This window comes from Erysipelatoclostridium sp. An173 (assembly GCF_002160495.1).
GTDB lineage: Bacteria > Bacillota_I > Bacilli_A > Erysipelotrichales > Coprobacillaceae > Thomasclavelia > Thomasclavelia merdavium.
The window spans coordinates 1-21,293 of record NZ_NFKR01000039.1; the positions used below are offsets into that span (position 1 = coordinate 1).

Sequence of the window (21,293 nt, forward strand, 5' to 3'; positions counted from 1 at the left end):
AGGTTCGAGTCCTACTTCAAGCGCCATGTGGCCTGTTGGAGAAACGGTTAACTCACATGCCTTTCACGCATGCATTCACGGGTTCGAATCCCGTACAGGTCACCATTTGGAGGTTTAGCTCAGTTGGGAGAGCATCTGCCTTACAAGCAGAGGGTCAGCGGTTCGAGCCCGTTAACCTCCACCATTATAAGCCGGCTTAGCTCAATTGGTAGAGCAACTGACTTGTAATCAGTAGGTTGAGGGTTCAAGTCCTTTAGCCGGCACCATTTTTATATACGCGGGTGTGGCGGAACTGGCAGACGCACTAGACTTAGGATCTAGCGCCTTCGGCGTGCAGGTTCGATTCCTGTCACCCGCACCATGTTGATATTTACTTCAGGATTGATCCTGGAGTATTTTTTTATTTTAAATGTGTTCTAAATTTTTTGTTCATTATAAAATGAATATTTATAAGTCGTATTTTTAATTTATTATTGACAATATTGAATATATAGGTGTATTATAACAGTGTTATATAACACTGTTATATAGGGGGTAAAAAATGCAAGATACTTCAAATTTGACACTGAATAAAATTCAACAAGCTGCTATTGATGAGTTTTTGGAAAAAGGGTTTAGAGGAGCTTCTTTACGTCAAATCGTTAAACATGCAGGTGTGACAACTGGGGCATTTTATGGATATTTTTCTAGTAAGGAAGCATTATTTGCTTCAATTGTTGAACCGCATGCACAAGCTATAATGGCTAATTTTATGCAAGCTCAATTAAAATTTGCTGATTTACCTAAAGATGAACAACCTTCTCATATGGGAATTGAATCAAGTTCTTGTGTAAATTGGATGGTTAATTATATCTGTGATCATCGTGAAGCAGTAAAACTTTTATTATTGAAAGCTGAAGGAACGAGTTATGAAAATTTTGTTCATAATATTGTTGAAGTCGAAGTTGAATATACTCTAAAATACATGGATGTTTTAAGGGAACTTGGTTATTTAGTACCTCAACTTGATAGAACTTTGTGTCATATTATTGCAAGTGGTATGTTTGGAGGAATTTTTGAAGTTGTCATCCACGATATTCCTAAAGACCAGGCTATGCGTGATGTAGGTCAACTTCGAGCATTTTACACAGCTGGTTGGTTAGCATTAATGGAAACAAAATAGATTAATGCAACAACCTGCAATTTTTTTACCCTGTTAGTTAGCATATGCTAACATAAGTGTTTGTTGAAAAAGGAGGGTTAATATGGAAAAAAAGAAACAAAATGCTATTATTGCTTTATTAGGTTATGCTGGAAACTATAAGGTCTTGACGTTTATAGGATTAACTTTATCTGCAATTTCGATGCTTTGTAGCATAGTGCCATATGTTTGTATTTGGCTTGTTGCTAAAGATCTGATTACCGCTGTGTCTGACTTTTCTAAAGTTCAAAATGTAGAAACCTATGGATGGATTGCCTTTGGTTTCGCTGTATTAGGAATTGTACTATATTTTATTGGTTTAATATGTACTCATTTAGCGGCTTTTAGAACTGCTGAAAATATACGAAAAATAGGTATGAATCATATCATGAAAGCACCATTAGGGTATTTTGACAATAATGCTTCAGGACTTATTAGAGGAAGGTTGGATAGTGCGGCTAATGATACAGAAACACTGTTAGCCCACAATTTAGCCGATATTGTTGGAACTATCGTATTATTTGTCGGAATGGTCATTTTGATGTTTATATTTGATTGGCGTATGGGTGCTGCATGTTTATTGTCTGCAGTTATATCCATTATTGCAATGTTTTCAATGATGGGCGGTAAAAATGCTCAGCTTATGGCTGAATATCAAGCTGCCCAGGATAGAATGACAAAAGCAGGAACAGAATATGTTAGAGGAATTCCTGTAGTTAAGATTTTTCAGCAGACTGTTTATTCGTTTAAGACTTTTAAAAAGGCCATTGAAGAATATAGTGATAAGGCAGAATATTATCAGGCGAAAGTTTGTCGTGTGCCTCAATCGATCAATTTGACATTTACTGAAGGGGCTTTTATTTTTTTAGTGCCTATTGCTATCTTTTTGATACCTGGTGCATTGCATAGTGGTAATTTCAGTGATTTTATTACGAATTTTGTATTCTATGCTGTTTTTTCTGCTATCATTTCGACTTCACTCGCAAAAATTATGTTTGCATCTTCAGGTATTATGCTAGCTAGTACAGCGTTAAGCCGCATTGATTTAGTCATGAAGGCTCCAATGCTTGAAAAATGTGTGAATCCAAAAGAGCCTGAAGATAATAGTGTGGTTTTTAAAGATGTCAGTTTTACTTACACTGGTTCAAGTACTCCTGCATTATCACATATATCTTTTAGAGTTGAACCAGGTCAAACTGTTGCACTCGTAGGACCATCAGGTGGTGGTAAAACAACAGCTGCCAGTTTAATTCCTCGATTTTGGGATGTAGATGAAGGTGTAGTTGCGGTTGGAAATGTTAATGTTAAAGAAATTGATCAGCATGTTTTAATGGAGCAGGTCGCTTTCGTTTTTCAAAATACAAAACTCTTCAAAACATCGATTTTAGAAAATGTTAAAATTGCCAATCCAAACGCATCAAATGATGATGTTATGCAAGCTTTAAAAGCGGCTAGATGTGAGGATATTATTGAAAAACTTCCTAATGGTGTCAATACGATAATTGGGAATGAGGGAACATATCTTTCTGGAGGTGAACAGCAAAGAATTGCTTTAGCGCGTGCTATTTTAAAAAATGCACCAATTGTGGTATTGGATGAGGCTACTGCTTTTGCTGATCCTGAAAATGAAGTTTTAATACAAAAAGCCCTCAGTGTTTTATGTAAAGATCGAACAGTTATTATGATTGCTCACCGTTTATCAACTGTTGTCAATGCGGATAGAATCATTGTTTTAGAAGAGGGACATATTATTGAAGAGGGTACTCATAAAGAATTATTAGATAAAAATGGTCTGTATCATAAAATGTGGACTGACTATAATCAGGCAGTGAAATGGAAAATCACAAGTGGAAAGGAGGCAGCGTAAATGTTTGGAAAAAATTTTAAGCGAAAATATGCCTTAACAGAGAAAGGTGTTCAGAATGTCAAAAAGGGGACATTTTGGACAGTTATAGTAAATATTGTTGTTATGGCTGGTGTTAGCGTATTATATCTACTGATGAAAGAATTGATGGGAGTTTTGACAGGTGATCAAACAGAAATCAATATGATAACGATTCTTATTTTATTAGTTGCATTTGTATTTTTATCATTTATAACACATCTTCAGCAGTATACAGCCACTTATGGACTTGTTTATGGTGAAGTCAAGGCTACAAGAATTGCTTTGGCGGAAAAACTTCGTAAATTACCATTAGGATATTTTAATAAAAAAGATATTGCAGATTTAACAGAAACGATAATGGGAGATGTTAATCGTATGGAGCATGTCTGGTCACATGTGCTTGGTTATTTATACGGATCTTATATTTCAACAGGAATTATTGCTATTTTCCTATTTATTTATGATTGGCGTTTAGCAATAGCTTGTCTTTGGGGGGTACCTGTTGCGTTTGGTCTATTGTTTGGCTCTCGAAAGTGGACTGCAAAAGCCTCTGAAAAACTGAAAAAGGCAGCTGTCAAAGTTTCTGATGGAATACAGGAAACGTTAGAAAATGTTAGAGAGATTAGAGCCACAAACCAAGAAGAAACTTATCTTCAAGGTCTTTATCAAAAAATTGATGAACATGAAAAAGTGATGATCAAAGGAGAACTTGTATCCGGTATTTTTATCAATGCAGCAAGTGTCATCATGCGTTTAGGTGTTGCAACTACAATCTTAGTTGGTGCAAATCTTATTGTTCACGGACAAGTGGATTTTATGGTATTGTTTATGTTCTTATTGGTCATTACAAGAATTTATGCACCTTTTGATCAGAGTCTAGCATTAATTGCTGAGATGTTTGTCTCACAGGTATCAGCAAATCGTATGATGGAAATCTACGATACTCCAGTTGCATCAGGGAAAGAAACTTTTGAACCAAAAGGACATGATATTGAATTTCATCATGTTTCATTTGCTTATGATGACCATGATGTTTTAAAGGATGTCAGTTTTATAGCCAAAGAAGGAGAAGTAACAGCCTTAGTTGGACCTTCTGGTTCTGGCAAGAGTACCTGTGCTAAATTAGCTGCACGTCTTTGGGATGTCAATAAAGGAACTATAACAGTAGGAGGAATTGATATTAATACTGTTGATCCTGAAATTTTATTGAGAGATTATTCAATGGTGTTTCAAGATGTTGTTTTATTTGATGACAGCATAAAGGAAAACATCCGTCTAGGAAAAAGAGGAGCAACAGATGAAGAAGTATATGAAGCCGCTAAAGCAGCAAATTGCGATGAATTTGTGCAGAAACTTCCTAATGGCTATGACACACTGATTGGTGAAAATGGTGCAAAACTATCAGGTGGTGAGAGACAAAGAATTTCCATTGCCAGAGCGCTTTTGAAAGATGCTCCAATCGTTTTGTTAGATGAGGCAACAGCTAGCCTTGATGTGGAAAATGAGACTAAAGTGCAAGAAGCTTTATCTAGGTTACTGGTTAATAAGACTGTTTTAGTCATTGCTCATCGTATGCGAACAGTCCAATCTGCTGATAAGGTTGTTGTTTTAGAAAATGGTAATGTCAAAGAATACGGAGCACCAGCAAAATTATATGCTATAAATGGACTCTATCGTCATATGGTTGATCTACAAAATGAAGGCTCTAAATGGCAAATTGATAGTAAAAAGATTTCACTTGATATGTATTAAATAGTGATATTTTAATACAGGTATTAATGGAGATATAAAAGTATACCTTAGTATAAATAGTTGAACGATACTAGGGTATTTTTATTATGGATGATAGATAAATATTAAGATCACTGAATTTTCAAAATTTAATTTTAAGACAGGTAAAAAAATATTTTGAAATGAAATTAATTATTTTATAAAAAAATCGGGGGTATCATCAACAAAAACATGTTAATAAGTTGTATTTACTATATGGTTATGTATAATGAAATTAAAGATATATTTCAAAAATTAGTATTGAGATACTATGAAGTAACTAATTAATTTACTAGGTATAGATTTATAATGATAAAAAACTTTATAGAAATAAAAATTCAAAGAAAGGGGAAGTTATGAAGTAGGCAAAAATAAGATAATATCGAAGAGGGGTTACTTCATAATGGTGGTTAGAATGAATAATTTTCTTAATGGTCTAGTAAAGTTATTTGGTTTTTCTGATTGGGGTTTAACGTCACTTATTTATTCTATTTATCTTAAACGTACTAAAAAAATCTCATATGTTGAAGAAAAAACAATAAAACAACAATATAAAGAACAATTTATAAAAATTCGTTCTTGGTGTTACTTTATGTATTTTATAATTGCAATGAGCCTTCTTATTAATTTAAATTTTACAAGTTTTAATAGAACAATAATTTGGACTGTTCATATAGCTTTGTTTCTATGTATTTTTGTTTATAGAATAGTTAAAGAAAGTAAATTTTATAAATAATTTTTTGTAGTGAATTAAATAATATCGAAAATTAAAAAGTTTCATAATATTGAGTGGGATAAAATAATCCCGCTTTTTTTATTAACAATAAATTTTTATAAAGAAAAAAAGAGCAATTTTGTATTAGTCTATATATCTAACAACTAAATATTGGAAAATCATATGCATAAATATTAGATAGAGTTTTAATCTATAACTTAAAATATGAATAGAATAGATGAAAGTAGTTGTAATTTAAAAAAAATATGATAATATATAGTTATACGATATATAGAGTAACGATATATAGAGAAACTTTATATATAGCTGATGCGTGATGGAGGTGAAGTGATGAAATCAAATCCTTTGACTGAAACAACTTTCTATATACTTTTAGCTTTGGCATCAGAACCATTACATGGATATGGAATTATAAAAAAAGTTGAAATATTGAGTGATCAATCAATTGTGCTAGCGGCAGGAACTCTTTATGGTGCGTTGGATAATTTAAAAAAGTCAAAGTTAATCGAACAAATGTCAACAGAGGATAATTCTAGGAGAAAAGTTTATTGTTTAACAAAAGATGGTAAAGAAGTATTAAAAAATGATTATATGAGAATTAAAAAATTATGTTTTGTTGCAAAAAATATTTTAGAAAAAGAGGATAACTAATATGTTAAGAATTAGATTGTATTTAGGTAGTAAATCTGTTGAAAATTATATTAATAATAAAGCAAATAAAGGATATGTTTTAAGTTGTATAACTAAATTTGGTTTATTTGTTCCTCTAAGATTAGACGTATATAAATTTAAAAAATCACAAGATAAGAAAAAGATTACATATCGTGTTGATTCTAGAAAAGTCAACAAAGATGATATGAAAGAATATAAACAGATTTTTTTAGATGACGGGTGGCATTATTTCACAAAGAATTATGCGAATGATGGATATAGTAACGATAATATATTCTACTCTTATGATCCATCAAAGCGTGAAATTTTTTCTGATGAAGAATCTAAGCGGGCTAGAAATAGAGATAGCGCAGCGCAAAATTTGTGGAAAGGAATATTCTTAGCAATGGCCTTTTTATATCTTCAAGTAATATTTCCAACAGCTACTTCTGGAAGTAATGATACGATTATAGGATTTATTTTTCATAATATATATATTATTATCGCATTATCAATTATTTTGGTATCGTTAATACAGTATATAAAAAATAGGTAATAGAATATTTCTACAACAAATATAATATTGAAATGTATTAGAAACATTTATAACGTGAAACTTTAATTGAAAATAGTAAATATGAATATATAAATTGTTGTTTTTAAAAAGAAAACTTTTTTAGACATATTATAAAATTAAAAGAACCTCGAATTAATTATTAAATAGATATTTTGTTTCGAGGTTTTTTTAGCACATTTAAATGAATTCATATAAGTGGGTTATTGAGCTTTTCTTTTGATATTGATGACCAAGATTTGTAGATTTATAATAATATTTTAAATGATCCAAGAGAGTTGATATTTATATGGAAGCAAATATCTATTTAGTTATTGTTGTAATATTTGTTGTTTTGATTTATGTTTTTTTAAGAAAGAAAAGTGTTATTAATAAAAATAGTTATACAGAATATGATTTGATAATAGATTTTAAAGAAGATAAATATGTTGATATACGAAAAATTAAAGAATTTAGAGCAATTGGTGATTGGCACGAATATTCAAGTCATGGCTTTAGAGGGTTTTGTAAATTACCAAAAGAAGAACTTGTGATATTTATTCAAAAGAAATTACAATTAGAACATGATGATTTTAAAGTTATTAGAGGAAATCCTGGTTTATATGTACCATGATAATTTTCAATATTAAAAAGACTGAGCGTAAAAGTAGGTAAAACTTGGCCCAGTCTTTTTAGTTAGTAAATAAAGATAACTATTACAGTATAAACAATTAGTGTAATAACCATAAATAATGAGATAAATGCCGATTGAAAATCAGCATCTTCTTCTGATTTATTAAGTGGTGAGATTAACATTGGTACAGCAAAACCAGTAGGACTCATAAAATATATTAATACTGCGATCATATAAATTTTATCTGCCATCATATGTGGGAAGAAGATAAAGAATCCAGCAATGATACATACATATAAAACTAGTCTAACTGATAACAATTTAAGTAATGACGGTAATGTTTCTTTTTTAATCTTTAAATTATAACCAATAATAAATAATATCATTCCTACAATAGGAGCAGTAGCCTGAGTAACAGTACTAGTATAGACATTGATAAATGGTGTTTGACTTAAATAGTTATAAAATCCACTTAAGTTTAATATTAATGCAAGGGTTACGGCAATTACAAATGAGTTTGTAAAGATAGTTTTTAATAAGTCTTTATTGTTTGTTTTACCAGCAGTAGATTTTGTAACTAAAATAGGGATAACAACAAATGCAATGAAACTACCAGCAATATCAAAAATTACAGTATTGCTTGCATAACTTAAGCCAACTATTGATGTATAAAGTGGTAGAGCAACGTTTCCTCCTTCACAGGTTGTTAATAAGTATGGTGAAATATGCGCTAATTCTTTACCGGTAAATCCACTAATCAATTTACCAATAACCATTGTTAAAACAAATGCTATAAATACATAAATAATAACCCAAATAACTGATACTTCTATCTTTGCTGTAAATAAAACGTTAAAAATCATAATTGGAAATAAGACATTGAAGACAATATTGTTTGCTCCATCTTTTTGTTCTGGGGTAATCCAGTTTTTGATACGAGCAATAGCTCCTAGTCCAATCATAAAAAATACGGGAAATAACGTTGTTAATGCTGCCATTTATTTTCTCCTTTCAAATCCGCATCTATTATATCGATACTTTTAAGATATATCAATTACTTAAATTTTATGCTTTTCTATACTTGATAAGCATGGGTTTGCTCAATATAATTATGATAGGTGATGTTTAATGGAAATAAGAGTTTTACAATATTTTTTAACAATTGCTAGAGAAGAAAGTATTTCTAAAGCAGCTGAAGTTTTACACATTACACAGCCAACCCTTTCTCGCCAAATGAAAGAATTAGAAGATGAATTTAATAAAAAGTTATTCATTCGGGGAAGTAGAAAAATTACTCTTACTAAAGATGGGATTTTATTAAAGCAGTATGCCCAGGAAATTATTGGCTTAGTAGACAAGGCTGAGCGTGATTTGCTTAAAGAAGATAATGAACTAGCTGGTGATATTTATATTGGAAGTGGCGAAAGTTCAGCTATTCGTTTTGTTATGCAGGTGATTGCTAAAATGCAATCTAAATATTCTAAAATACGTTTTCATTTATTTAGTGGTAATGCTCAGGATGTTGCAGATAAACTTGATAGTGGACTATTAGATTTTGGAATATTTTTTGATCCGGTTAATCTTACTAAATTTGACTATTTTACTCTTCCGTTTAAAGAAACAATGGGGCTATTGATGAAAAAAGATGATGAGTTGGCTTCGTATAATGTTATAACACCTGAATTATTAAAAAATAAGCCGATTATTGCTTCGAATCAAGATATTGTAAAAAATGAAATTGCAGGATGGATTGGTGGCAATGAAAGAAAATTGGATATTAAGGTTACGTATAATCTTATTAATAATGCTGCCTTACTTGTAGAAGAGGGTGGTGGTTATGCTTTGACTTTTAAAGATTTAATCCGTGTTGATGAAAATAGTCCCCTTTGTTTTAAAGCACTTTGGCCTCAAATGGATGTAGGGATTCATATTGCTTGGAAAAAATATCATGTTTTTTCCAAGCAGGCAGAAACATTTTTGGAGTTAATGAAAGATGAAGTAGAAAAACTGGATAGATAAAATAGTGAGTTCTATTTTTTGATTATTAAATAGTAAGTTTATAACACATATAGAAAAGGCATAGATTTATATAATAAATAAGTATTTGTTTTTCTTATAGATTATCTTAGAATTAAAGTAAAAGGAGGATGATAACTATGAGCTTTAAAGAAAATTTTTTATGGGGTGGTGCTATTGCAGCTAATCAGGCTGAAGGTGCCTGGAACGAGGATGGTCGTGGTCCTGCTAAAACCGATGTAACTACAGGAGGTTCTGTTAAAGAGCCAAGATATGTGACTTTTATTGATAAAAATGGAAATCCAGGAAAGGTTGTTAATGGACAACCGATACCAGAAGGTGCTAAATACGCTGTTTTAGATGATTATTACTATCCTAATCATGATGGTGTGGATTTTTATCATCATTATAAAGAAGATATAGCCTTGCTAGCTGAAATGGGATTTAAAATGTTTAGACTTTCTATTTCATGGTCTCGTTTATATCCTCATGGTGATGAAGATAAACCTAATTCAAAAGGGGTTGAATTTTATCGTTCAGTTTTTATGGAATGTAAAAAATATGGAATTGAACCATTAGTAACAATCTGGCATTTTGATACCCCTTTATATCTAGAAGAACATTATGGTGGCTGGAATAATCGTAAATTAATAGATTTTTATGTTCGTTTTGCAACAACTTGTTTTAAAGGATACAAAGGATTAGTTAAATATTGGCTAACATTTAATGAAATCAATAATACAATCATGATGTTAAACTTATTTGGAAATCACGCTGGAGATAAAGAACATCAAGAAGGATATCAGCAATTACATTATCAATTTGTTGCTAGTGCCAAAGCTGTTCAAATTGGACATGAAATTGATGCTAATAATATGATTGGCTGTATGATTTGTGGAATTACATTCTATCCTGGAACATGTGATCCAAAAGATATTATGGCAAATAGACATATGTGGGAAAAGAGTATTTTCTATTGTGGTGATGTTCAATGTAAAGGAAAATATCCAACTTTTGCTAAAAGATTATGGGATGAACATCATGTTCAATTAGATATTACTGAAGAAGACTTAGAAGAGTTGAAAAAGGGATGTGTTGATATGTATACATTCTCTTATTACATGTCATCTGTTGAAACAACTCATGAAACTGATGATATGGTATCTGGTAATTTTGCTGCCGGAGCAAGAAATCCTTATTTGACATATTCTGATTGGGGTTGGGCTCAAGATCCACTTGGACTTCGATATTATTTAGAAATGATCTATGATCGTTATGAAAAACCAATTATGGTTGTAGAAAATGGCTTAGGAGCTTATGATACTCTTGAAGAAGATGGTTCAGTACATGATTCATATCGTGTTGATTATTTAAGAGATCATATCAAAGAAATGGGTAATGCTATTGATAATGGTGTTGATTTAATTGGCTATACAACTTGGGGATGTATTGACCTGGTTAGTGCTGGAACTGGGGAAATGAGAAAACGATATGGTTTTATTTATGTAGATAAAGATGATCAAGGTAATGGAACTTATAAACGTTATCGTAAAGATTCTTTTTATTGGTATAAAAAAGTAATTGAAACAAATGGTGAAAATCTAGAATAATTATTAAAGTGTGATGAAAGTTTAAGAGCTAAATTATCATCACGCTTTTTTTGATTAGTAAAGTTATAGTTTTTATTGATGTAGATAGAAGGCTGTTATAACTATTAAACAATTTAGACAGAATAATTTACGCACGTATCAGGTAATTACCTAGTAATAAATAAAATTATACTTTAGTGTAGAGGGGCCTTTGAGCATATCAGTTAGTATATATTTTAGTGTGAATTTATCATTTTATATATTTTTAAGACATTGAGATAGTTAACTTTTTACCGCTTATACCAATAAATTGTTTCTTATTCTAAGTTGATTGTATGAATTATTAATTTTTATTATGATTGAATTATAGAAGAGGTGATTAAGATGGTAAGGTTTTCTTTGCAAATGTTTTTAAAAGAACGTAAAAAGAGTTTAAACTTGCTGATTGTTATTACAACTGTTTTAGAAATTTGGCTAGTGTTACTGGATTTTTTTGCTGATCCAGTAATTAATTATCGCTTAAAAAGAGCATTTATAAATATGAGTGATTTTTATCAATTATTTGATGGGATGTTTAAAGGAACGATTATTTTAATTGTAATAATAGTTAGTTTCTCACTTATTGTTTATGCTTGTAATTATTATAATAAAATTCATAGTAAAACAATTGGATTATTGAAGATAAAAGGTTATAGCAATCTTCAGTTGGTCATATATATGATGATACAGCTTATGGTTATAGTAATGACGGCTTATATTTTGGCACTATTAAGTTTTTTGATTGTCATTCCTTTTTTTAAATTATTCGTTTATCGTTATTTAAAAATTAATAATGACATATTTGGATATAATATTAGTATTTTATTACAGTCGTTATCTTTACTTGTGATTTTATTTGTTTATCTTGCTTTAATGCAGTTTAATTATTCAATTCAAAGCAAAATTCCAGATTTGTTGAAAAATGATTATGTTATTTCAAAAACAAAAAACCATATTATTTGTCCAGGAGCTAGTTATGTTTATTTGATATTTTATGGTATTGGTATTGTTAGTGTATATAGTGGTGATTTAGGACAAGGAATGATTTTACCAGCTTGCATTAGTGCAATTGGAGGTTATGGTATAGTGAAAACGACACTAGTAAAATCTTTAAAGAAAAAGTTATCTAACTGGTTAATTGATGGTAAAAAGAATCTGGTTTTGAGTAATTATCTTTTTAATTTACAACAGTTTAAAGTAATGTTTTTAATGAATATGATTGTAACAATTATCTTATCCACTATGATTTGTGTTAATTATCATGATAATGCTTATTTTGTTTTATTCATGTTGGCATATATTTTGACATTGATTATATTAGACTATGCTTTAGTGAATCGTTTTTCAATTAATCGTTTAAATAAAAAAATATATTATCAAACTTTGTATCGAATTGGTTTAAATAAACAGGAAATATTAAAAATAAGTAAACAAGAAATTTTATATACTTATTTGACTATTTTAGTACTGTCAATGGGATATCTTTTAAATTTAGTATTGCGCTTTGCTTTTTTAAATAAAATATCTATTTTACTTGCAATATTAATCGTAATTGAATTTTTTATTCCATTACTTTTTGCATACTTAATAACAATTAATCAAGAAAGAAGGTCTATTAATTATGGGAATAATTATTAAAACTGAAAAAATGAAAAAAATATACCAACCATATAGTCCTCATCCCAAAATTGCTTTAGACAATATTTCTCTTACCATAAATAAAGGAGAGTTTATAAGTATTATGGGAGCCTCTGGCTCAGGAAAAACAACTTTAATAAATATTTTATCATCAATAGATGAAGCAACCAGTGGTAATGTTTTTTTATTTGGAAAAAACGTCATGACATTATCAGATAAACAAAAAGCTAATTTAAGAAAAAAACAAATTGGTTTTATTTTTCAAGAAAACAATTTATTAAACACCTTAACGATAAAGGATAATATTTTGTTTACATTGAAAATTAGCAAACCAGATCAAAAAAATTTTCAAAATGAATTTAATCAGCTTGTAAAAAGTCTAGAAATTGAAGATATTTTAGAAAAATATCCATATGAATGTTCCGGTGGACAATGTCAACGAACTGCAATTGCTCGTGCATTAATAACAAAACCAGATATTCTTTTTGCTGATGAACCAACTGGTAATCTAGATAGTATTAGGGCAAGACAACTAATGAATTATTTAGTTAATATAAATGTTCAATATGGTATTACTATTGTCATGGTAACACATGATTGTCTAGTAGCATCGTATGCAAGTCAAATGTATTATGTTGAAGATGGTAAGATAACTAATAATATTTTAAAAAACAATGATTCATTAGAAAAGTTTTATAATCGTATTGCTAAAATTGCCATGCAATTAGATTTATTTAAAGATGCTTAAGCAATGTTTTACATTGCCTAGGTTTCTTTTTTTTATGATATAATGATTTTAAGTAGTAAAAGAAATGAAGGTATTGATAATGAAAATATTAATTTATGATGATAGTAATGAAGATGTTGAAAATTTAAAGAATTGTCTTGATAATTTTATGTCTAAAAAACAAATATCATATCAAGTTGATGTATGTCAGGATAGTAATTATTTTTTACAAGAAATGGAACAATATGACTTGATATTTTTAGATGTTGAGTTGAAAGATGAAAATGGTATTGAACTAGGCATGCAGTTACGAAATAAAAACATTGATACTAGAATTATTATTACTTCAAGTTATGCTAAATATTTGATAGATGGTTATAAGATCCAGGCTGATCGTTATTTTATTAAGCCAATTAATCAAGAAGATTTTGATTTGGAAATGGAAGCAGTTTTACAAAGGTATTATCAAAAATATGCTGGTTTTGAAGATGAGCGAATATCGCCTAGAAAAATATATTATCATGAAATAATGTATATTGAATTTTTAGGACGGAAGACACTTTTACATTTATCTTCAAATAAAGTTTTAGCAACTAATTATCCTTTAAAATACTGGTTTGAAAAACTTAAGGATTATTCATTTGGTCAATCTCATAAATCTTTTATAGTAAATTTTGATTATATTGATGATTTTACTAATATGGATATTAAATTGACTAATCAAGAATTAGTACCTGTTTCTAGACGCTTTAAAAAACAATTTATCGATGAATATACAAATTATTTACATAGGACGCTTTAACAATGATAAATACTATTTATAATCTTATTTTAGGATCGGTTTTTATTTATTTGATGAAAAAGCATTTATCTTTAAGATTTTTGGATAATAAAATTAATATCGTGATTATCTTAGTTACTATATGTACAATAGGACTAGTTAGTTTCAATAATGAGTTAGGACGATATGACTACTTATTAATAATAACTTTTTTTGTTAATTCGCTAATAATGTTTAGAGGGCGAATGATTGAAAAGATACTCATTGTTATTCCTTTTTGGATTATTGAAATAGCTACTAGTACGGTAGTTGCATTATTAAAAAGTTATTTTAGCAAGAACATTTATTTAGATGTATTAATGATGTTTTTTGCAGTAATAGTTATTTCGATATTGTTTGCTGGGTATTTTGATGTCATTAAAAAAATCAACTATCACTCATTTACTAATATTGCTTGTGGCTATATATGTTTAGTATTATTTTTAATTCTGGTTTTAGTATCTGGGCTTAAATATGATATTGTTTATAACGAAAATAGTAGTACTATTGTTTATATATTTTTACTAATTATTTTAATTCTATTTTTTCTTTTGACTTATTATGATACGTTTTATAAGTTAGGTTTAAAATCAAAATTAGATTTAAGTAAAGAAAATGAAAAAGTAGTGACTGAAAAGTATAAATTATTAAATAAGCAGTATGAAACAAGTTTTTATTTTCTTCATGATCTTTTAAAAACATGTCAAATACTGAATTTATTATTGGATAAAGATGATTATCAAGGTTTAAAAGATGAGATAAACACTTTAACGACAACTACATTTAGAGAGTTTAATAGTATTTATTCAGATTCAATGCTTTTAAATACTTTAATAAATAATCGTTTAGAAACACTTAGACAGTATGATATTACGGTATTACCGACTATCGAATATAATAATTTTAGTTTTCTTACCGTAGCTGATCAGTTTATTTTATTTGACTGCTTATTAGATTTAGCGATAGATGAGGTTAAAACAGTAACTAACCGGCGTTATATTTTTATTAAATCAATAAAAAAAGCTAAGCAGGTTATTATTCAGTTTAAATTCAATTGTTCTAATTGTGATTTACAAGAAAAAGTTGCTGCAAGTTTGAATGAATTATTAAACAGGTATCATGGCATTAGTTCAGTAAGTAGTCTTCAAGATGGATTTGTAAGTGTTATGATCATGTTTGTTAAAGTTAATAATATTTAGTAAGCATCATTTTGATGCTTTTTTTGATTCTTTTAGTATGAATTGGGTTAAAAGGTGTATATTTTATATAAAAGTGTTATAATTTAATGTGAAAATATATTGTGATAAATATATGATGTTTGATGATTGGAGGTGAATGGTGGTGGATAAAACAATGTTTGGAAATAGGCTTAAAAAAACAATATTGATTGTTTTGACTGTTGCGATATTTTTATTAGGAACTAGTATTTATTTACGAGTTTATTTGAATAATACAATCAAAGAAGCAATTATCAATCAAATAAAAGTAGATAGTGATGAATATATAGATCGTTTAAAGGAACAGGTTGATACTGATTTTCAAATATTGAATTCATTTGCTGGTATATTTACGATTGAAAATGATCTAGACATTGCACTGGCATTGGATTTAGCAAATCAAAAAAGTGATTTTATTTTATTGGGATATTTTAGTAGTTCATCTAATGTTGTTGCGATAAATGACCAGGATATTAAATATGATGTTAAAACAAGCAATCTTTCTAAACCAATACAATCAGTAATTGAAGAGACTTTGCTTGGAAAAAAAGCTATTTCCGATATTTTTGAAAGTGAATTATCTACACAACCGACAGTTGCTTATGGAATACCAGTATTAAGAAATAATCAGATAATAGGAAGTTTAGTAGCTTTAGATGTTTTACATATAACAACTGATGAAAATGATAATACTTATGCTTGTATTATTGACAGTGATGGTAATATTTTGCTAGGTTCTAATCAAGATATTAATCAAACTAATAGTTTTTTTGAAAATATTAATTTAAAAGATACTAATATTAATCAGATTAAAAGTGATTTAAAAAATAATAAAAATGTTTCTTTGACTTTTGATTATAAAGATGAAAGTTGTCAAGCTATCTTAAAGCCTATAGATATAAATGACTGGTATATGGTTTGTATTGATATTGATCAAAGTGCTGGGTTATCGATTAGTCAGACAGCTAGAATTGTTAATGGTTTATTTGTGGTAATTGTTATTTTAGTAATTGGTTTGTTGTTATACGGTTATTGGATGACATTGAAAAATAATCATGAATTAGCTTTGTCGGCTTATTATGATCGTTTAACTGGGGCTTATAATTTATTATATTTTAATCAAAAAGGTAAACAAGAGTTAAGGCAGAATCTTAATTGCAGTATTGTAGTTTTAAATATTCGACAGTTTAAGTTTTTTAATGAAATATTTGGCAATGAACAAGGGGATAAGTTATTATGTCATATTAAAGGGGTTGTTGAAAATAATTTAAACAGTGAAGAATTTTGTTGTCGAGATACGGCAGATCAGTTCTTTTTGTTTTTAAGAGATATTGATAAGGAAATTATTGAATCAAGATTAAATAAGATAATTGAGGAAATTTTCGATTATGATGCTTTATTACATACAAATTATCATTTAAAAATTCATTGTGGTATTGTAATTTCAAGTGACCAGTATAATTTAGATACAACATTTGATGGCTTAATGGTAAGTGTGATGTTTGCTCTTGATAAAGCAAAAGAAAAGTTACAAACAAGTATCTGGTTTTATGATGTTGAATTACATGAGCGCGAAAAAATAGATAATTATATTGAAAGTCATATGCATCAAGCCCTTGAAAATCATGAATTTAAGTTTTTCTTACAACCTAAAATCGGTTTAAAAGATGGTTCATTAGAAAGTGCAGAAGCTCTGGTACGTTGGATAACAAATGATGGACAGGAACTTTATCCAGATCAATTTATTCCGATTTTTGAAAAAAGTGGTTTTTGTATTGAATTAGATATGTATATGTTTGAAGAGGCATGTAAACAAATCAAAGAATGGATTGATGAAGGAATAGAGCCGATTGGAATTTCAGTTAACCAGTCTAAGTTATTATTTTATGAAGCTGATTATGTTGAAAGACTAGAGAAAATTGTTAATAAGTATCAAATACCGGCTAATTTGATTACTTTAGAAATTTTAGAGAATTTAGTTATTGATAATGTTGATGAAGTTAATAGTAAGATAGAGTGTTTGCATAAAATTGGTTTTCGAGTGTCGATGGATGATTTTGGCAGTGGCTATTCTTCGTTAAATATTTTAGGAAAGTTGGATATTGATGAATTAAAAATTGATAAAGATTTTTTACAAGAAATTTTTGTTGAAAATAATTTTAGAACAAAATTAATCATGGAAGAAATTGTAAAGTTAGCTAAAATATTATCGATTTCAACAGTTGTTGAAGGAGTAGAAACTTTAGAATGTAATTATTTAATAAGAAGTTTTGGTTGTGATTTTGGTCAAGGTTATTATTATGATAAACCAATTAGTAATGATAAATTTAATTTACGGTATATGAAAAATCGAAAAAAGATTAAATAAAGCTGTTAACAAAAACGTTAACAGCTTTATTAATGATTTAAACAGTTTTAGCCCAATCAATATTAGTAATTTTATCTTTGATAGGGTCAAACATTTTACGATTGTTTTTGTTATATACTGCATAATATTGAACATGAGCTTCAGGATCGCTGATTGGAATATTGATACGATTATTATTTTCTTTTTCGCGAAGTAATGTTAAATTACTGCGAAAGTTAGGTAAAGCTGATGCTTTTGTTAGTTCTTCAAAAATGGCATCATCTTCTTGAATCAATAAATGAGATTCCGGTATCATTTTTAAACATATTTCATTCCAAAAACCAATTCGCGATAATAATAAAACACTTTCACCATTTAAATCTCGAAATGATATTTCTTTAAACAAAGCTAATGGATGAGCAGGGGGTACTGATAAATATAGGTGTTCTTCAAATAATGGGATACAAATGCGATTATCATCATTGATGGGATGATTAATGGCAATAATCGAATATTCATGATTATCTAGACCGTTTAATAAGTTATCTTCATTGCTATCAAGGCTATCGGTAATTTTCATAGCTGGATATAATTGTTTAAAAATATAAGTTAATCCCCAATTTGGTGCTGGAGCACAAGAACCGATACTGATTGTTCGTTTGCTTAAATCATAGCTTTGTAGTTGTTTAACCATTTTATCAGTTTCATCAAGTATTTTTTGGGCATATTCAACGGCCATGATTCCGTTATCATTTAATGTTATTTTATTTTTCTTACGATCAAACAATTTTAAACCAAGTTCATCTTCTAGACGCTGAATTGAGCGTGTTAGACCCGGCTGGCTTATTAATAAAATTTCAGCAGCTTTAGAGATTGTACCGGCCTTGGCAATAGTCACTAATTGTTCTAATTGGTAAAGTTCGATCATTATTATCACCTCACTATGCACTATAATTATAGCATAATGTAATATTGATATTGTACTTTATTTTTTAAGTTAACTAAAATGTAAGTGTAAGGAGGGAACAGATGGAGTGGATAGAGCTTAGTAACGGTGTAAAAATGCCAATTATCGGTTATGGGACTTTACAAATTTCTTCTAATTTAGCAAAAAGAAAAGTATTAGAGGCATTAGATGAAGGATATCGATTAATTGATACAGCTGCTTCGTATTTTAATGAAACTGGTATTGGTGAAGCGATTAAGGAATCACATATACCAAGAAGCGAGTTATTTATTACTACTAAGGTGTGGGTCCAGGATAGTGGTTATGAAAATACGATTAAAGCTTTTAATCAATCTTTAACTAACCTAGGGCTAGATTATCTTGATTTGTATCTGATTCATCAGCCTTATGGAAATTATTATGGCTCTTGGAAAGCAATGGAAGAACTTTATCGCCAAGGTAAAGTTCGAGCAATTGGGATTTGTAATTTTTCTGCAGAAAGATTTGTTGATCTTTGTTTAAATTGTTCAATTAAACCAATGATCAATCAAATTGAATTACATCCATTTTTTCAACAAAAAGAACTTGTTAAAGTGTTAGAACAATATCATTGCAAAGTACAAGCCTGGGGACCATTAAATGAAGGACAACGTGATATTTTCAACAATGAAATTTTAGAAGCAATTGCTAAAAAACATAACAAAACAATTGCCCAGGTTATTTTACGCTGGCATATTCAAAATAATGTTATTGTAATTCCCAAAACAGTTAGAGTTGATAAGATGAAAGAAAATTTAGACATTTGGGATTTTCAATTAGACAATGAAGATATGAATATGATTGCCAATATGGATTTGGGTTATAGCGAAATAATCAATCATCAAAGTTACACAACAGCAAAATGGTTAAATAAATATAAAATCCATGATTAGCTGTTAAAATTAAATTAATGAAAAGGAGATTAGAGAACTATGGAAAAATTTGAACTTAATAATCATGAACTTATCCCAGCAGTTGGATTTGGAGTATTTATGATCCCTAATGATGGGCCAACTTATGAAGCTACTTTAAAAGCATTAAAAGCAGGATATCGTCATATCGATACTGCAGCTGGATATATGAATGAAAGTGATGTTGGAAAAGCTATTAAAGATAGTGGAATTGATCGTAAAGAAATCTTTATTACATCAAAATTATGGTTACAAGATTATGGTTATGAAAATGCTAAAATCGGTATTGAAAATTCTTTAAAGAATTTAGGTGTTGATTACATCGATTTATATTTATTACATCAACCATATGGTGATTATTTAGGATCATGGAAAGCATTAGAAGAAGCAGTAGCTGAAGGAAAAATTAAATCAATTGGTATTTCTAACGTAACAATTAATTTATGGAATAAATTTAAAGATGGTATGACTATTATGCCAGCTGTAAACCAAGTAGAATGCAATCCATTTTTCCAACAAAAACCATTACGCGAAGAAATGGAAAAATATGGTATTAAACTTGAAGCTTGGTATCCATTAGGACATGGAAATAAAGAATTATTAGAAAATGAATATTTAGTATCCTTAGCTAATAAATATAATAAAAATGTCGGACAAATTATTTTAAGATGGCATTATCAAGAAGGAATCATTTCTTTACCTAAATCAACAAATGATGAAAGAATTAAAGGAAATATTGATATCTTTGATTTTGAATTAACTGATGAAGAAATGAAAAATATCCAAGCAATGGATACTGGAAAAGGAACACATGATCCAGAAGATTTATCAAACGAAACAAGATTAATGGGATTAAAAATCCATGACTAACTAAAATTTAAAGAGTATAATTGAATTGGAGGATAAAAATATGGAGTTTGTAACACTAAATAATGGCTTAAAAATGCCTAAAGTTGGATTTGGAGTATACCAGATCAAAAATCAAGAACAATGTAAACAAGCAGTATTAGATGCAATTGATGCTGGTTATCGTTTAATTGATACTGCACAATCTTATGGAAATGAAGAAGCAGTAGGAAAAGCTATTCAAGAAACACAGGTACCAAGAAGTGAATTATTTATTACAACTAAAGTATGGATATCTAATTATGGATATGAAAAAGCAAAAGCTTCAGTAGAAGAATCTTTAAAGAAAATGCAATTAGATTATATTGATTTAGTATTATTGCATCAACCATTCAATGATTACTATGGAGCATATAAAGCATTAGAAGATTTATATAAAGAAGGAAAAATCAAAGCAATCGGTGTATCAAACTTCTATCCTGATCGTTTAGTTGATTTAGCTATCTTCAGTGATGTTAAACCAGCTGTAAACCAAGTAGAAGTAAATGTATTCCATCAACAAACAACAGCTCAAACATATAATAAAAAATATGAAGTTCAAATGGAAGCATGGGCACCGTTTGCTGAAGGAAGAAACAACATGTTTACAAATCCAGAATTAAAAGCAATTGGTGATAAATATGGTAAATCTATTGCGCAAGTAATTTTAAGATGGTTAGTACAAAGAGGAATTGTACCACTAGCAAAAT

Annotated in this window: 19 protein-coding genes and 4 tRNA genes; 21 read left to right on the forward strand and 2 right to left on the reverse strand. The window is 29.1% G+C overall.

All coding sequences use genetic code 11. The annotated features are described in order from the left end of the window. The first annotated feature begins 29 nt into the window (after window positions 1–29). The 11 genes from B5F09_RS12330 (at window position 30) to B5F09_RS12380 (ending at window position 7,409) form a co-directional block, all read left to right on the forward strand. Window positions 30–105, forward strand: a tRNA-Glu gene (locus B5F09_RS12330). Window positions 106–108: 3 nt separating this feature from the next. Further along, window positions 109–184, forward strand: a tRNA-Val gene (locus B5F09_RS12335). A 6-nt stretch (window positions 185–190) separates the two neighbouring features. After that, window positions 191–266, forward strand: a tRNA-Thr gene (locus tag B5F09_RS12340). Between the two features lie 11 nt (window positions 267–277). Then, window positions 278–361 (forward strand) — tRNA-Leu (locus tag B5F09_RS12345). 180 nt (window positions 362–541) lie between these two features. Next, complete coding sequence (locus tag B5F09_RS12350; RefSeq protein WP_087300707.1) at window positions 542–1,162, forward strand: TetR/AcrR family transcriptional regulator; 621 nt, start codon at window positions 542–544, stop codon at window positions 1,160–1,162. A gap of 82 nt (window positions 1,163–1,244) precedes the next feature. Further along, complete coding sequence (locus B5F09_RS12355; protein ID WP_087374524.1) at window positions 1,245–3,047, forward strand: ABC transporter ATP-binding protein; 1,803 nt, start codon at window positions 1,245–1,247, stop codon at window positions 3,045–3,047. Next, the gene (locus tag B5F09_RS12360) at window positions 3,048–4,817 is read left to right on the forward strand and encodes an ABC transporter ATP-binding protein (protein ID WP_087374526.1); all 1,770 of its coding nucleotides are present in this window, start codon (window positions 3,048–3,050) and stop codon (window positions 4,815–4,817) included. Window positions 4,818–5,250: 433 nt separating this feature from the next. After that, window positions 5,251–5,571, forward strand: a complete 321-nt coding sequence (locus B5F09_RS12365) for a hypothetical protein (RefSeq protein ID WP_087374528.1) — start codon at window positions 5,251–5,253, stop codon at window positions 5,569–5,571. Window positions 5,572–5,901: 330 nt separating this feature from the next. Next, window positions 5,902–6,222, forward strand: a complete 321-nt coding sequence (locus B5F09_RS12370; RefSeq protein WP_087374530.1) for a PadR family transcriptional regulator — start codon at window positions 5,902–5,904, stop codon at window positions 6,220–6,222. 1 nt (window position 6,223) lies between these two features. Beyond that, window positions 6,224–6,778 carry a DUF2812 domain-containing protein gene (locus B5F09_RS12375; protein ID WP_087374532.1) on the forward strand — a complete coding sequence of 185 codons (555 nt, stop codon included), beginning with the start codon at window positions 6,224–6,226 and terminating at the stop codon, window positions 6,776–6,778. A 307-nt stretch (window positions 6,779–7,085) separates the two neighbouring features. Next, window positions 7,086–7,409 (forward strand): hypothetical protein, encoded by a 324-nt coding sequence (locus B5F09_RS12380; RefSeq protein WP_087374534.1) that lies wholly within the window; start codon window positions 7,086–7,088, stop codon window positions 7,407–7,409. A 62-nt stretch (window positions 7,410–7,471) separates the two neighbouring features. On the opposite strand, the gene B5F09_RS12385 is transcribed toward B5F09_RS12380, so the two are convergent. Continuing rightward, window positions 7,472–8,407: an AEC family transporter gene (locus B5F09_RS12385; protein WP_087374536.1), complete on the reverse strand. Its 936-nt coding sequence runs from the start codon at window positions 8,405–8,407 to the stop codon at window positions 7,472–7,474. 130 nt (window positions 8,408–8,537) lie between these two features. Here B5F09_RS12385 and B5F09_RS12390 point away from each other — a divergent pair, with 130 nt between their 5' ends. The 7 genes from B5F09_RS12390 to B5F09_RS12420 all read left to right on the forward strand — a co-directional run bounded on the left by B5F09_RS12390 (window position 8,538) and on the right by B5F09_RS12420 (window position 17,823). Next, window positions 8,538–9,428 (forward strand): LysR family transcriptional regulator, encoded by an 891-nt coding sequence (locus B5F09_RS12390; RefSeq protein ID WP_087374538.1) that lies wholly within the window; start codon window positions 8,538–8,540, stop codon window positions 9,426–9,428. Between the two features lie 137 nt (window positions 9,429–9,565). Then, complete coding sequence (locus tag B5F09_RS12395) at window positions 9,566–11,035, forward strand: family 1 glycosylhydrolase (protein WP_087374540.1); 1,470 nt, start codon at window positions 9,566–9,568, stop codon at window positions 11,033–11,035. Window positions 11,036–11,398: 363 nt separating this feature from the next. Further along, window positions 11,399–12,691, forward strand: a complete 1,293-nt coding sequence (locus tag B5F09_RS12400) for an FtsX-like permease family protein (RefSeq protein ID WP_087374542.1) — start codon at window positions 11,399–11,401, stop codon at window positions 12,689–12,691. Beyond that, window positions 12,675–13,439 (forward strand): ABC transporter ATP-binding protein, encoded by a 765-nt coding sequence (locus tag B5F09_RS12405; RefSeq protein ID WP_087374544.1) that lies wholly within the window; start codon window positions 12,675–12,677, stop codon window positions 13,437–13,439. Before B5F09_RS12400 ends, B5F09_RS12405 begins: the two co-directional genes overlap by 17 nt. 79 nt (window positions 13,440–13,518) lie before the next feature. Further along, window positions 13,519–14,220, forward strand: coding sequence for a LytTR family DNA-binding domain-containing protein (locus B5F09_RS12410; protein WP_158095851.1), 702 nt, complete (start codon window positions 13,519–13,521; stop codon window positions 14,218–14,220). 2 nt (window positions 14,221–14,222) lie between these two features. Beyond that, window positions 14,223–15,437 (forward strand): GHKL domain-containing protein, encoded by a 1,215-nt coding sequence (locus B5F09_RS12415; protein WP_087374548.1) that lies wholly within the window; start codon window positions 14,223–14,225, stop codon window positions 15,435–15,437. A gap of 142 nt (window positions 15,438–15,579) precedes the next feature. Next, window positions 15,580–17,823 (forward strand): EAL domain-containing protein, encoded by a 2,244-nt coding sequence (locus tag B5F09_RS12420; protein WP_158095852.1) that lies wholly within the window; start codon window positions 15,580–15,582, stop codon window positions 17,821–17,823. Between the two features lie 37 nt (window positions 17,824–17,860). On the opposite strand, the gene B5F09_RS12425 is transcribed toward B5F09_RS12420, so the two are convergent. Next, the gene (locus tag B5F09_RS12425) at window positions 17,861–18,730 is read right to left on the reverse strand and encodes a LysR family transcriptional regulator (RefSeq protein WP_087374552.1); all 870 of its coding nucleotides are present in this window, start codon (window positions 18,728–18,730) and stop codon (window positions 17,861–17,863) included. Between the two features lie 101 nt (window positions 18,731–18,831). Between B5F09_RS12425 and B5F09_RS12430 the strand changes: the two genes are divergently transcribed. The 3 genes from B5F09_RS12430 to B5F09_RS12440 all read left to right on the forward strand — a co-directional run. Further along, window positions 18,832–19,680, forward strand: coding sequence for an aldo/keto reductase (locus B5F09_RS12430; protein ID WP_087300683.1), 849 nt, complete (start codon window positions 18,832–18,834; stop codon window positions 19,678–19,680). 39 nt (window positions 19,681–19,719) lie between these two features. Continuing rightward, window positions 19,720–20,568 (forward strand): aldo/keto reductase, encoded by an 849-nt coding sequence (locus B5F09_RS12435; RefSeq protein WP_087374554.1) that lies wholly within the window; start codon window positions 19,720–19,722, stop codon window positions 20,566–20,568. Window positions 20,569–20,608: 40 nt separating this feature from the next. Further along, a partial coding sequence (locus B5F09_RS12440; RefSeq protein ID WP_087374556.1) for an aldo/keto reductase occupies window positions 20,609–21,293 on the forward strand: 685 nt, incomplete at its 3' end.